Source organism: Desulfuromonadales bacterium, from assembly GCA_035620395.1.
Lineage (GTDB): Bacteria > Desulfobacterota > Desulfuromonadia > Desulfuromonadales > DASPGW01 > DASPGW01.
This window is the reverse complement of sequence record DASPGW010000031.1, coordinates 1-12,943: the sequence shown is the minus strand read 5'-3', so window position 1 is coordinate 12,943 and position 12,943 is coordinate 1. Positions and strand designations below refer to the sequence as shown.

At 64.9% G+C, this 12,943-nt stretch carries 16 protein-coding genes; 5 read left to right on the top strand and 11 right to left on the bottom strand.

What is annotated here, in order from left to right; translation table 11 throughout:
• Nucleotides 1–79: 79 nt before the first annotated feature.
• The 6 genes from cobA to VD811_01945 form a co-directional block, all read right to left on the bottom strand.
• Entirely contained in the window at nt 80–1,603 is a 1,524-nt protein-coding gene (gene cobA / locus VD811_01970) for a uroporphyrinogen-III C-methyltransferase (GenBank protein ID HXV19740.1), read from the bottom strand.
• A gap of 113 nt (nt 1,604–1,716) precedes the next feature.
• Nucleotides 1,717–2,679, bottom strand: a complete 963-nt coding sequence (gene hemC, locus VD811_01965; protein HXV19739.1) for a hydroxymethylbilane synthase — start codon at nt 2,677–2,679, stop codon at nt 1,717–1,719.
• 15 nt (nt 2,680–2,694) lie between these two features.
• A complete protein-coding gene (hemA, locus tag VD811_01960) occupies nt 2,695–4,011 on the bottom strand; it encodes a glutamyl-tRNA reductase (GenBank protein ID HXV19738.1) in 1,317 nt (438 codons plus the stop codon).
• Nucleotides 4,012–4,071: 60 nt separating this feature from the next.
• On the bottom strand, nt 4,072–4,908 hold the full coding sequence (gene ccsB, locus VD811_01955) for a c-type cytochrome biogenesis protein CcsB (GenBank protein HXV19737.1): 837 nt from the start codon (nt 4,906–4,908) through the stop codon (nt 4,072–4,074).
• Entirely contained in the window at nt 4,905–5,573 is a 669-nt protein-coding gene (locus tag VD811_01950) for a bifunctional precorrin-2 dehydrogenase/sirohydrochlorin ferrochelatase (GenBank protein HXV19736.1), read from the bottom strand. Before VD811_01950 ends, ccsB begins: the two co-directional genes overlap by 4 nt.
• Nucleotides 5,574–5,701: 128 nt before the next feature.
• Nucleotides 5,702–6,277, bottom strand: a complete 576-nt coding sequence (locus VD811_01945) for an SIS domain-containing protein (GenBank protein HXV19735.1) — start codon at nt 6,275–6,277, stop codon at nt 5,702–5,704.
• A gap of 176 nt (nt 6,278–6,453) precedes the next feature.
• Between VD811_01945 and trxA the strand changes: the two genes are divergently transcribed.
• Nucleotides 6,454–6,783, top strand: a complete 330-nt coding sequence (gene trxA / locus VD811_01940) for a thioredoxin (GenBank protein ID HXV19734.1) — start codon at nt 6,454–6,456, stop codon at nt 6,781–6,783.
• A 60-nt stretch (nt 6,784–6,843) separates the two neighbouring features.
• Here trxA and yjgA read toward each other — a convergent pair whose 3' ends face one another.
• From yjgA to dapF, 5 genes are read right to left on the bottom strand one after another with little or no spacing between them, the layout of a single operon-like run.
• Entirely contained in the window at nt 6,844–7,356 is a 513-nt protein-coding gene (gene yjgA, locus VD811_01935; GenBank protein HXV19733.1) for a ribosome biogenesis factor YjgA, read from the bottom strand.
• Nucleotides 7,356–7,805 carry a D-aminoacyl-tRNA deacylase gene (dtd, locus tag VD811_01930; protein ID HXV19732.1) on the bottom strand — a complete coding sequence of 150 codons (450 nt, stop codon included), beginning with the start codon at nt 7,803–7,805 and terminating at the stop codon, nt 7,356–7,358. Before dtd ends, yjgA begins: the two co-directional genes overlap by 1 nt.
• Nucleotides 7,802–8,653, bottom strand: coding sequence for a deoxyribonuclease IV (locus tag VD811_01925; GenBank protein HXV19731.1), 852 nt, complete (start codon nt 8,651–8,653; stop codon nt 7,802–7,804). The genes dtd and VD811_01925 overlap by 4 nt, the downstream gene beginning before the upstream one ends.
• Nucleotides 8,653–9,291: a pyrimidine 5'-nucleotidase gene (locus VD811_01920; GenBank protein ID HXV19730.1), complete on the bottom strand. Its 639-nt coding sequence runs from the start codon at nt 9,289–9,291 to the stop codon at nt 8,653–8,655. The genes VD811_01925 and VD811_01920 overlap by 1 nt, the downstream gene beginning before the upstream one ends.
• Before the next feature lie 2 nt (nt 9,292–9,293).
• A complete protein-coding gene (gene dapF / locus VD811_01915) occupies nt 9,294–10,133 on the bottom strand; it encodes a diaminopimelate epimerase (protein ID HXV19729.1) in 840 nt (279 codons plus the stop codon).
• Between the two features lie 197 nt (nt 10,134–10,330).
• Here dapF and VD811_01910 point away from each other — a divergent pair, with 197 nt between their 5' ends.
• The 4 genes from VD811_01910 to VD811_01895 all read left to right on the top strand — a co-directional run.
• Nucleotides 10,331–11,020, top strand: a complete 690-nt coding sequence (locus VD811_01910; protein HXV19728.1) for an outer membrane beta-barrel protein — start codon at nt 10,331–10,333, stop codon at nt 11,018–11,020.
• A 148-nt stretch (nt 11,021–11,168) separates the two neighbouring features.
• Nucleotides 11,169–11,387 carry a hypothetical protein gene (locus VD811_01905; GenBank protein HXV19727.1) on the top strand — a complete coding sequence of 73 codons (219 nt, stop codon included), beginning with the start codon at nt 11,169–11,171 and terminating at the stop codon, nt 11,385–11,387.
• Nucleotides 11,384–12,007 (top strand): MBL fold metallo-hydrolase, encoded by a 624-nt coding sequence (locus tag VD811_01900; protein HXV19726.1) that lies wholly within the window; start codon nt 11,384–11,386, stop codon nt 12,005–12,007. The genes VD811_01905 and VD811_01900 overlap by 4 nt, the downstream gene beginning before the upstream one ends.
• A 50-nt stretch (nt 12,008–12,057) precedes the next feature.
• A partial coding sequence (locus tag VD811_01895; GenBank protein HXV19725.1) for a hypothetical protein occupies nt 12,058–12,943 on the top strand: 886 nt, incomplete at its 3' end.

Here is a 12,943-nt window from a genome sequence, read left to right as displayed (position 1 = left end):
AGGCGGCGGGCACGGTATTCGGGGAAGAACATGGGGCCTCCTTGTCGCCGGCCAGGTATGGCCGGCAGTTGAATAAGGGTCAGTCCTGTCGGTTGCGGAAATACTCTACCATGGCTTCGACCATCGCTTCCAGGGTCGAAGCGGCAGGCTCGACGGCCACTTGGAGGCCGTGGCGCTCGGCGGTTTTCGTGGTCAGGGGGCCGATGGAGACGACAGTCACCCGGCGCAACAGGTCCACCGCATCGGGCCCGGCCAGAGCCAGAAAGTTCTCGACGGTCGAGGAGGAGGTGAAGGTCACCGCGTCGATATCGCCGGCCGCAAGAATCTCCCGCAGCCGCTCGGCGCCCCCGGCCGGCGGGACGGTGCGGTAGGCGAGCGGGGCGGCGACGGCGGCGCCGGCGGCGGCAAGCTCTTTGGGGATCAGGTCGCGGGCCAGCTCGGCCCGCGGGTAGAGGACACGCCGGCCGGCCACGCCCCTGGCCTTGAGCAGCTCCACCACCCCCTCCGCCCGGTAATCGGCGGGAACGAGGTCGGGACGCAGTCCGCGCTCCTCTATAGCGGCGGCGGTCTTGGGGCCGACCGCGACCACGACAACCCCATGCAGCGACCGCAGGTCCCGGCCTGCGGCCGAAAGGCGGCCGAAGAAGGCATCGACGGCGTTGGCCGAGGTGAGGATCAGCAGGTCGGTCTCGGCCAGCCGCGCGATCTCGGCGTCCAGTTCCGCCCAGGAAGGGGGCGGAACGATCTCGATGAGCGGGCAGGCGACCGCCTCGGCCCCCTGCGCCTCGAGCAGGGCGGCGAAGCTGCCGGTCTGCTCGGCGGTGCGGGTGACCAGAATGCGGCGGCCGAAAAGCGGCCGGTTGTCGAACCAGCGCAGCTCCTCGCGCAGGGCCACCACCTCGCCGACGATGATCACTGCCGGCGGCTTGATTCCGGCTGCGCGCACTTTCTCCACGACATCGCCGAGGGTCGCCGTCACCGTGCGCTGGCGCGGGGTGGTCGCCCAGCGGACCACCGCCACCGGCGTGGTCGCCGGCCGGCCGTGGGCGACGAGTTGCTCGGCGATCAGCGGGAGGTTGGCCATCCCCATGTAGAAGACCAGGGTGCCGACGCCGGTAGCCAGTTTCTCCCAGTCGAGACTCGAGAGCTTCTTCTCCGGATCCTCGTGGCCGGTAAAGAGGCCGAGGCTGGTGGTGAAGTCCCGGTGGGTCAGAGGGATGCCGGCATAGGCGGCGGCAGCGAAGCCGGCGCTCACCCCCGGCACCACCTCGAAGGGGATGCCCGCTCGGCTGAGGACCAGGGCCTCCTCGCCGCCGCGGCCGAAGATGAAAGGGTCCCCGCCCTTGAGCCGGGCGACGACCCTGCCCTGCCGGGCCAGGTCCACCAGCAGGGTGTTGATCTCTTCCTGCGGGCGATGGTGGTGGCCGCGGGTCTTGCCGACATAGATCTGTTCGGCGCCGGGCGCCTCGCGCAGCAGTTCGGGATTGGCCAGGTAGTCGTAGACCACCACCTCGGCCCGCCGCAGGCAATCGAGCCCTTTGACGGTGATGAGCCCAGGGTCGCCGGGACCGGCGCCGATGAGATAGACGATGCCCTGTTTCAATGGTTCACCATAACCGGTAAGGGCGGGTCTCAGACCCGCCCTTACGCTGCATCCTTCGTAAAATCGCCGTAGGGGCGCGATTCATCGCGCCCTGGGCGCAATAAATTGCGCCCCTATACGTCTTCCTTGTTTACGTTGAACGTTTCGTGCTGGTAGACCTCGTTGAGGATCTTACCGGCGCCCTGGATGAGAAGGTCGTCGGCGAGGGAGGTCCCCAGTTTCTCTGCGGAGCCGACGTGGCCGACAGCGGTTTTCTTGAGCAGCTGCACCCCGTCGCAATCCGCCACCAGCCCGGTCAGGGTGAGCTGGTCGCCGCTGACGGTGCCGTGACAGGCGATGGGGACCTGGCACCCCCCCTCGAGGCGCTTGAGAAAGGCGCGTTCACCGCGCACTGCCCAGTCGGTCTCGGGGTGGTTGAAGAAGTCGATCAGGGCGTTGATCTCTGCATCATCAATGCGGCTTTCGAGCCCCAGGGCACCCTGGCCGATGGCTGGCAGAGAGATCTCGACCGGCAGGTACTCGCCGATCTGGCCGCTGAAGCCGAGACGGTGCATCCCGGCGGCGGCCAGGATCACCGCGTCGAGATTGTCTTCAGTGAGCTTGCGGATGCGGGTTTCGACATTACCGCGGATATCGAGCATCTTGAAGTCGGGGCGCAGGTGCAGGAGCTGGGCCTTGCGGCGCAGGGCACTGGTGCCGATGCGGGCGCCCTGAGGGAGTTCGCTCCAGCTGGAAACCCCCGGGCGGAGGATGACGATGTCGCGGCAGTCCTCCCGTTCGGTGATGCAGCGCAGTGCCAGCCCCTCGGGGAAGATGGTCGGCACATCCTTCATCGAATGGACGGCGATGTCGATCTCGCCGCGCAGCATCGCCTCTTCGATTTCCTTGACGAACAGCCCCTTGCCGCCGACCATGGCCAGCGGCACGTCGAGAATCTTGTCCCCCTGCGTCTTGATCTTGGTCAGGGTGACCTCCAGGCCGGGATAGCGCTTTTCCAGCTCGGACTTGACCCAGTTGGCCTGCCACAGGGCCAGTTGGCTGGCCCGGGTGCCGATGCGAAGCGTCTTCATAGTCATGTATCCATATCTCCTTTAGTCCTCGCCGCTCTGCTCGTCGAGGGATTTCATTTCACCTTCGGGATTCGGCGCTTCGAGATCGAAGAGCGCCCGGACGGCATCGACGTAGTTCTCGCCGGCACCGTCGTTCTGCGACTGCTTGAGTACGGTGATCGGCTGGTGCAGCACCTTGTTGATGATGGCGGCGGTCAGCGCCTCGATCGACTTCTTCTCTTTCGGCCCCAGCTCCTTGAGGCTGGCGAAGGTCTTCTCCAGCTCGCCGCGGCGGATCTCCTCGAGCCTCTTGCGCAGCGAAACGATGGTCGGCACGACTTCGAGGCTGGCGATCCAGCGGTGGAACTGGTCGATCTCCAGGTCGATGATCCCTTCGGCCTTCTTCGCTTCCTTCTGCCGCTCCTTGAGGTTGGACTGCACCACCCCCTGCAGGTCGTCGACATCGTAGAGGTAGACGTTGTCGATGTCGTTGACCTTGGGGTCGATGTCGCGCGGCACGGCGATGTCGATGAAGAACATCGGCTTGTTCTTGCGCTGGCGGATGACCTCCTCCACCTTTTTGTGGCCGAGGATGAAGTTGGGCGCCCCGGTGGAGGTCATGACGATGTCGACCTGGTTCAGATGGTCGGCGAAATTGTCGAATAGGATCGGCCGGCCGCCGAACTCCGCGGCCAGCTTCTCCGCCCGTTCGAAGGTGCGGTTGGTGACGAAGACCTGGGAGACGCCGTTGTTGACGAAGTGGCGGGCCGCCAGCTCGCACATCTCGCCGGCGCCGATGATCATGACCGTCTTGCCGTCGAGGCTGCCGAAAATTTTGCGCGCCAGCTCCACCGCGGCGAAGGAGACGGAGACGGCGTTGCTGGCGATGTCGGTTTCGGTGCGCACCCGCTTGGCAACGGAAAAGGCCTTGTGCAGGAAGCGGTTGAGGATCAGGCCGACGGTCTTGAATTCGGCGGCGTAGCCGTAGGCGGTCTTGATCTGGCCGAGAATCTGCGGTTCGCCGATGACCATCGAATCGAGGCTGGAGGCGACCCGGAAGACGTGGCGGATGGCCTCGCCGCCCTGGTAGTCGTAGAGGTGCGACTCGAGTTGTTCCAGCGGGATGCCGTGATAGTCGGCAAGGAAACGCTTGAGCTGGGCCGTGGCGGCATCGGCGTCGCGGCTGGCGGCATAGAACTCGACGCGGTTGCAGGTAGAGACGATGACCCCTTCGCTGACCGCCGGCAGCGCCAGCAGTTCACGCAGGGGTTTCTCCATGGCGGTGGGGGCAAAGGCGACGCGCTCGCGTATTTCCACGGGGGCGGTCTTGTGACTCAGCCCCACAACGATGATATTCATACTACCGATCCATAATACGAAATCGCGCCTGCAGGCGCCCCCGCAGAGGCATGGTGACCGTCAGCGACCGCCCATGGCACGGAAGCTGTGCTCGCCGGTAAGCAGCAGGTTGACCCCGAGGAAGGTGAACAGCAGGCAGAGAAAGCCGATGATGGCAAAAATCGCCGCCCGCCGGCCACGCCAGCCGATGGTCAGCCGGCCGTGCAGCAGCGCAGCGTAGAGAAACCAGGTAATCAGCGCCCAGGTCTCCTTGGGATCCCAGCGCCAGTAACCGCCCCAGGCCGAGTTGGCCCAGATCGCCCCGGAGATGATCCCCATGGTCATCAGCGGAAAGCCGAAGGTCAGACATTTGTAGTTGATACTGTCGAGAGTCTGCAGAGACGGCAGCCGGTAGTAAAGGGCGGAAAACTTCTTGCTCTTGAGCATCCGCTCCTGCAGAAGGTACATGATGCCGGCACCGAAGGCGATGGCAAATACGGCGTTGCCGAGAAAGGCCAGGGTGACGTGCACCGGAAACCACCAGCTGTCGAGCATCGGGTTGAGTGGTTGCACGCCCATGGGGGCGGCGCTGCCGGCGATCATCAGAACCAGCGCCAGCGGGCAGACGAAGGCCCCGAGTACGGCCAGCCGGTAGCGCAGGTCGAACAGCAGGTAGATGCCGACCACGGTCCAGGCGAAAAAGGACAGGGACTCATGCAGGGTGGCGGACGGGGTGAAACCGGAAGCGACGAAACGGGCGACCAGGGCGGCGGAATGGACGGTGAAACCGCCGACCAGCAGCCAGCGGGCGAACCGGCCGGTCTTCTCCAGTCGGCCGATAACGTCAACGAGAAAGAGGACGGTAGCGCCGAAATAAAGGAGCAGGGTGATCTTGAAGAGGAGGATGTTGGCGGTCATGTCATCCCTTTCGCGAGGCGAATCCCCAACTGCGCCAGCGTACACCCCTCACCGAAGAGGGTCTGCAGCAGCCGGTCGACGGCCGAAGCATCACCGTCGGCAATCAGATCGGGGAGTCCGCCCTCCAGAAGGCGGCGCAAAATCGCCTGATTGTATTCGGTTTTCCCTTGAAGTGTCAACCGCTTTTGGCGCAGGGCGGCGGCTATTTCCAGTACCGTTGCCCATTCCGGGCCCAACTGGTCGGCCAACCGATCCCGGAGGAGAGCGGCCAGAGCGGGACTGCCGCCGGCGGTGGCAACTGAAACCGTCAGATTGCCCCGGCGCAAAAGGGCCGGCAGGGTAAAATCCCCTTCCTCGGGAGCGTCGGCAACACCGACGAGAACACCCCGCTGCCGGGCCTCCCGCACGACGGCGGCATTGACCAGGCGGTCGTCGGTGGCGGCGAAGGCCACGAAGGCTCCCTGCAGGTCACCAGCAGAGTAGGGACGGATGACCACCTCGACGTCGGTCAGTTCCCCGCCCGACACCGCCAGCTCGCTGGCAATCAGCCGGACCCGGGCCCCCGCCTTCCGCAGGCCACGGGCCTTGCGGATCGCCACCGGGCCGCCGCCGATCACCACGCAGAGGCGGCCCTGGAGCTGGAGAAGGATGGGATAGTCGGACATAACACAAGCCCCGAGGCCCGAGGCCCAAGTCAAAAGCCCAAGCTCCAAGATCCGGGGAACTCAGGCGAGAAAATTTAGGCCTTGACCCCTGGACTCGGGACCTTGGACCAGGGACCCTGGACTTGCTGCTAGATGCCGAACAGCTCCCCCTCTACCAACTCAACGAGGAGATGGCCGAAAAGAAGAGCCGCCTCGACCGCCCGCGGTACCGACTCGGTCTCCAGGCGGAAGAGAAAATCGGGCGGTTCCCGCAGCAACTCGCCCTTGCCCTGGAGCACCGCGGCGGTGCCGCAGCCGAGCTCGCCGGCGACCGTCAGCGCCTCCTCCAGGGCTTCTTCGCGCCGGGGGCCGCCAAAAACCAGGACCAGGTCCTGGCTGGTCGCCGCCGCCTGCAGCTGCCGGGCGAAAAACTCGTGTCCGCGCCCGTCCCGCGCCAGAGCCGTCGCCAGCACGGTGTCATGCCCCAGCGAAAGCGCCGGCAGCAGGGGCCGCTCGAGGGAAAGCCGGTGCAGAAAAAGGCTGGCGGTCAGGTCGGCAATCGCTCCCAGCGGGCCGCTTCCCAGAATCAGCAGCCGCCCGCCCTGGTGGAAAACACTCACCACCTTCCGGGAGAACCCGGCCAGTTCGGCAGCCTGGGTCGAAAATATCTCGCCGATCACCGTCCGGTGTTCCTGAACCGTACGGTCGATTCTTTCCTGTCCCATGCGCAGCATCCTTGGGGAAAAATCCCCCGGAATCATAGGGTGAGCGTCCCCGGCTGTCAAGGAGAAGGTCACTTCCGGCCGGAAATTAAAGCCTTGATTTTTTTCCGGTGTGCATTATGATTTGAACCTGATATTTTTAATTCTGTTAGCATCCCAGAAAAAAAGGAGACCAAGCAATGGCGAGCGATAAAGTCATGCAGCTTTCCGATGACGGCTTCGAAAATGACGTTCTCAAATCCACCACCCCTGTGCTGGTCGATTTCTGGGCCTCTTGGTGCGCCCCCTGCAAGGCCATCAGTCCGGTCGTCGACGCCCTCGCCGACGACTATGACGGCAAGGTCAAGATCGGCAAGCTCAACGTTGATGAGAACCCCGCCACCCCCGGCAAGTACGGGGTGCGCGGCATCCCGACGCTGATTCTGTTCAAGGACGGCAAGGTGGTCGACCAGGTGGTCGGAGCGGTCCCCAAGAACCAGCTTGAGGGGTTGATCAAAAAGGCCCTGTAAAACCGGATTTTCCAGCGCACAAAGAAAAGGACCCGCTGTTTTGGCGGGTCTTTTTGTTTCTCAAGGCTGCGGAGGTGCGGCACAGCCTTCGCGCAGTCGGCGGAAGATCTCGCGGTAAGCCCGCCGGTCGTCACTGCCGTGGGCGACCCGGGCCAGCCGGGCGATTTCCGCCGAATCGACCCCCGGACAGCTTTGTCCGACTTCCTGCAGTGCCGCCTCGAAGAGCGCCGGGTCGCAGAGTCGGTCGCGCAGTTCTTCCAGCATGTGGAAAGTCTTCTTCTCCGCCAGTTGCAGGGCATGGCGTCCATCGAGAAAGTCGCGCAACGCCGCCGTCTCCTCTTCGTCCCGACGCAGCACCCCGGCAAGATGTTTGATCTGGCGCTTGCGGGCGCCGTGACCACGGGTCTCCCGGGCCTGGCGGATTTCGTCGCGCAGTTCGGCCGACGCGGGCAGCTTGCGCCACTCTGCCTCCACCATCTCCGCCAGTTCGTGGGCCAACTCCTCGACCTGATGGGCCGCCCGTTTTTTGGCCGAACGGCTCGGCCCGGCCCACTCTTTTTGCCCTGCGTCCATCAGAACTCCTTTCGGCTGTCGAGCAGGAGGGTGACCGGCCCGTCGTTGACCAGCTCTACCGCCATCTCGGCCTGGAATATCCCGGTTGCCACCGGCAACCCCCGCTTCTGCAGGCCATCGACAAACTGCCGGTAGAGGGCGTCGGCCAGCTCGGGCGGGGCCGCCGCGGAAAAGCCCGGCCGCCGCCCCTGGCGACAGTCGCCGTAAAGGGTGAACTGGGAGACTACCAGCGCGGCGCCGGCCACCTCCTCGACCGACAGGTTCATCTTCCCCTGCGCATCCTCGAAAATACGCAGGCCGGCGGTCTTTTCGGCGAGAAACCGCGCATCCGCCTCACTATCCCCCTGGCCGACGCCGAGCAGCACCAGCAGTCCACGGCCAATCTCGCCGACGATCTCGCCCTTCACCCGCACCCGCGCCTCGCTCACCCGCTGCAACACGGCTCTCATTGCTTTCCTCCCGACAGCCGGCGCAACAGAGCCAGATTCACCCGGTCAAGTTCCGCGCCTTCTCCCTTGGGGGTTTCGAGGATTTTCGGAACTCCGGCGAAACGGGGATCCTGCATCAGCGCCGCAAAGCCGGCTTCGCCGATGCTCCCCCGGCCGATATGCTCGTGGCGGTCGACACGGCAGCCCAGGCCCTTCTTGCAGTCATTCACATGAAAAGCACGCAGCCGCTCCAGACCGATGACCCGGTCGAACTCCGAGATGACCGCGGCGTAGCCTGCCGCCGTCGCCAGATCGTAGCCGGCAGCCCAGGCATGGCAGGTATCGAAGCAGACCCCGAAGCGCCCCTCCGGCACCTGCTCGATTACGGCGGCCAGGTGTTCGAAACGGTGGCCGAGGCAGGTTCCCTGGCCGGCGGTATTCTCCAGCAGGACGGACACCCCGGTCGGTGCCGCGGCGAAGATCTCCCGGAAGGCCGCGGACAGGCGCTGGAGGCCGGCCGCCTCGCCGGCTCCCAGGTGGGCGCCGGGATGCATGACCAGCTCCGGAATGCCGAGCGTGGCGCAGCGCTCCATCTCGTCGACGAAGGCGGCGATCGACTTGCGCCACATCGCCTCGTCCGGTGCCGCCAGATTGATCAGGTAGCTGTCGTGGGCGATGACCGGGCCGATGGAACTCTCCTGCCACGCCTGGCGGAAGGCGTCGGCCTCGACCGGCGAGATCGCCTTCCCCCGCCACTGGCTGGCATTCTTGGTGAACACCTGAATGGCGGCGCACCCCGTCTCCTCCCCCCGGGCAATGGCCAGGTGCAGGCCACCGGCGATCGACATGTGGGCACCGATCAGCAGCATCAGGCAACCCCCATGACCGCGCCGATGCCGGCGGCGTCGGCGATGCGGACATCGACGAAAGAGGGTGCCGACGTCGTCGTCCCCACCAGCACGGTACGCATGCCCAGGGACTTGGCCGTGCGCAGGTTTTCCGGCGAATCCTCGACCATGACGCAGCGGCTGGCCGGCAGGCCGAGGCTGGCGACGACCTGGTGGTAGGGCGCAGCGTAGGGCTTGGGGCAATAGGCGGCGATGCGGATGTCGAAGAGCTCCTCGAACTGGTCGGTCACTCCGAGGGCCGCCAGGACCCGCTCGGCGTGCCGCCGGGAGCCGTTGGTGAAGATCACCTTGCGCTGCGGCAACTGCTGCAGAACGGCGCGCAGGTCCGGATCGGAAGCGAGGCGGGAGTCGACGTCGACATCGTGCACGTATTCAAGATAATCCTCGGCATCGACGCCGTGGTGGCGGATCAGGCCCCCCAGGGTCACTCCGTACTCGGCCCAGTAGCGACGGCGCAGGCCGTCGACGGCGGCCGCGGGAATCCCCGCCACTTCCTGCATGTAGCGGTTGATCCTCGCGTCGATGAGGGAGAAGAGGTCCCGCTCAGGGGGGTAGAGGGTGTTGTCGAGATCGAAGAGAATCGCGTCCAAGCCTTCCATGCTCATTGCGGGCGGTAGTCCCCTTCGAAAACCTGCACCGCCGGACCGGTCATGTAGACGTGGCCGTCCTCGGCGAATTCCATCTCCAGGTCGCCCCCCAGCAGGTGATTGAGCAGGCGCCGTTCGGTATGGCCGTTGAGCACTCCGGCGACGGTCACGGCGGCGGAGCCGGTGCCGCAGGCCAGGGTTTCGCCGGCGCCGCGCTCCCAGGTTCGCTGGCGGACCTCGGCGGGCGAGACGATCTCGACGAACTCCACGTTGGTGCGGTTGGGGAAAAGTGGGTGCCGCTCGATGACCGACCCGTACTTCTCCACCGGAAACTCGGCGACGTTGTCGACGAAGATGACGCAGTGCGGGTTGCCCATGGAGACGGCGGTGATGTGGAAGGTGCGGTCGAGGATCTTCAGCTCGGCGTTCACCACCTGCCCGTCGGGATCGCCGGTCATCGGAATCTCGCCGCGGGTGAGGCGGGGCCGCCCCATGTTGACCCGCACTTTCTCGACCCGGTTGCGCTCATTGGTGAAGAGTTGCAGCGGCAGGACGCCGGCCCCGGTCTCGACGGTAATCTGCCGGGCGCTGACGAGGCCGTGGTCGTAGGCATATTTGGCGACGCAGCGCACCCCGTTGCCGCACATCTCCGCCTCGCTGCCGTCGGCATTGAACATGCGCATGCGCACATCCGCCACCTGGGACGGCAGGATCAGGATGAGCCCGTCGGAGCCGACGCCGAAATGGCGGTTGCTGATGGTGACGGCCAGGCAGGCGGGATCCTCCACCGTCTCCTCGAAACCGTTGATGTAGACGTAGTCGTTGCCGGCACCGTGCATCTTGGCGAATTTCATCGTCGTCGCATTTCCTTTCCCGGGCGGGGTGGGCACTCTGCAAGCATTATAGAGAGAATCCCCCCCGGTCACAAGCGGCAACAATGGCAAGGAAAGGAGTTGGCGGCGCACCGCCCCCCTTGACATTCATTTAACCCCTGTTAACTTCCTTGGGTTCGCTGGCTTTTTATCAACGTCAAACGGAGTGGAGGTAAGTAATGAAAAGAAAGCTGCTGTCCCTGCTGGTCGCGCTGGCTTCGCTAACCCTTTTGACCTCGGTGGCGTCCGCCGCCGGGGCTCCCTATCCCCCCATGCATCCCTACTTCAGCATTCACGTCGGTGGGACCTGGCTGCAGGACGCCAACGTCGACTTCGATGACCCGGCCCTCTTCGACGACGAGATCGAGTTCGACAACGGCTACAACGTCGGCGGCGCCTTCGGCTACGACTACGGGCTGGCCCGCCTGGAGATCGAGCTCGCCCATCGTGAAAACGACGTCGACAAGATCCAGGTTGACTTGCTCGATTTCAAGGGCGATGGAGATTTCAGCGCCACCAGCCTCATGCTGAACGGCTACTGGGACTTCGAGACGGGAAGCCCCGTCGTGCCGTACATTGGCGGTGGCCTCGGCTTTGCCAACGTCTCCGCCAACAACGTCAAATTCTTCGACGAATTGGGTGCGGTTCGCTACGTCGATGACGACGACAACGTCTTCGCCTACCAGTTGGCCGCCGGGATCGCCTTTGACCTCAACCCGGCGCTGACCCTCGACCTGGGCTACCGCTTCTTCGGCACCTCGGACCCCGACCTTAAAGCCGACCCGCTGCTGGTCGATCCCCCGTTTAACAGATTCGAGACCGAATTCGACAGCCACAACGTCTCCCTCGGCCTGCGGATGAACTTCTGAGGCTACTGATTAAAGAACAGCTTGCACCCGCGGAGAAAGGGACCGGCTTCCGTAGCCGGTCCCTTTTCTGCATCTGCGAGTGCTGTTGACCCCTCCTCGCCCCTCGGGTATCATGTCGGCATTTAAAACGGACACACAAGGAGCTTGCATGGCTTTCAACCTGAAGACCAAGATCTGGCAGACCGGCGCCCTGGAGTGGTGGGGCTTCATCGACGGCGAAGACGTCTTCCTCGGCAGCCGGGAATTTCCCAACCCGCCGGAGGACGGAGACGAGTGGGTGGTGCGCGCCACCGGCGACGTCTTCCGCATCGTCGACGGCGAAATCGTCAGGGCGGGGCATCGGGAGCCCCCCAGGCAGTACTGGTGAGCGCCGTGGCCCTGGAAATCGTCCAGATTCGGGCCGGCGAGATGGCCAACTTCTCCTACCTCCTCTACTGCCCGCGCAGCCTTCGGGGCCTCGCCGTCGACCCTTCCTTCGCCCCGGAAAACCTGCTGACGGCGGCCGCCAAGCACGGCGTCGCCATCGACATTCTGGTCAACACCCACGGCCACCGCGACCACATCGCCGGCGACGGCCATATCCTCGAGACGACCGGCGCCAGGCTCGCTGCCCATCCACTGGATGTGCCAGGGGCCGATATCCCCCTGAGCGAAGGGAGCCTTCTGAACGTCGGCGAGGGGACGGTGGAAATCCTGCACACCCCGGGACACACCCCCGGTTCGATCGTTCTGCATCCGCCCGGCGCCCTGATCACCGGCGACACCCTGTTCGTCACCTTCGTCGGCCGGGCCGATCTGGCCGGCAGCGACCCTGAGGCGCTCTACCACAGCCTGCGCCGGCTGGCGGCGTTCCCGCCCGATACCCGAATCTACCCCGGCCACGACTACGGACCCCGGCCGGTCTCTACCGTCGCCTACGAGCGGGAACACAATCCCTACCTGCAATGCCCCGATCTGGAGAGCTTCCTGCACCTGCGCATGGGGTAAGAGCCAACCGGGCACAAGGCAACCGAAACCTTCTCGTCAGGGAGAGCGACATGGCGACCACCCTGCTGGAGATGCTGCTCAAAGCCGAACTGATCACTCCGAGCCACTGTGACGAAGCCCTGCAGAGCCGGGTCTTCTTCGGCGGCCGCATCGGCACCAACCTGATCGAACTCGGCTTTATCGGGGAAGAAGACCTCGCCCGCTTCCTCAGCCGCAAGCTGGCGGTCCCCTATGTCGACCCGAAAGAGCTGCTGAACCTCCCACCGGAAGTCATCACCCTCATCCCCAGGGCTCTTGCCCTGCAGTACCAGGTCGTACCGGTCCGACTGGAAAACCGGCGGCTTTACGTGGCCACGGCCGATCCCACGGCACTGACCGCCATCGATGAAATCTCCTTCATCACCGGCAAGATCATCAGGCCGCTGATCACGCCGGAGGTGCGACTGGTGCAGGCGCTCGGCAAATATTATCGTTTCGAGATCGACGAGCGCTACCGGCAGATCATCGACCGCATCGAAGAGCACCGGCAGGCGGCCGCGCAGGCCGCTGCTCTGGCCGAGGCGCAGCGACCGCTCACGGCGGCGCCGGAACCGCTCCCGGCAGAGGGCTCGCCGGAACCCATGTCGACTGGCTCCCCGGCGGCCGCCGAGCCGCAACCGGAGCCATGGAAGCTACGGATCGAGGGCTTTTCCATCGACCAGACCTCCCGGTCGCTGGCCCGTGCCGAGGATCCCGGAGAAATCGGCGACATTCTGATTCGTTTTCTCGGCCAGGCATTTGGCCAGGCCGCTCTTTTCCTGATCCGGGCGGAGGCAATCTGCGGCTGGCGGGGGGTACGAAACGGGGCGATACAGGAAGACTTCCGCAGGGTGCGCATCCCCTTCGGGGAGGCCTCAATCCTCGGAACTGTGGCGGAAAAGCAGAAAACCTACCTCG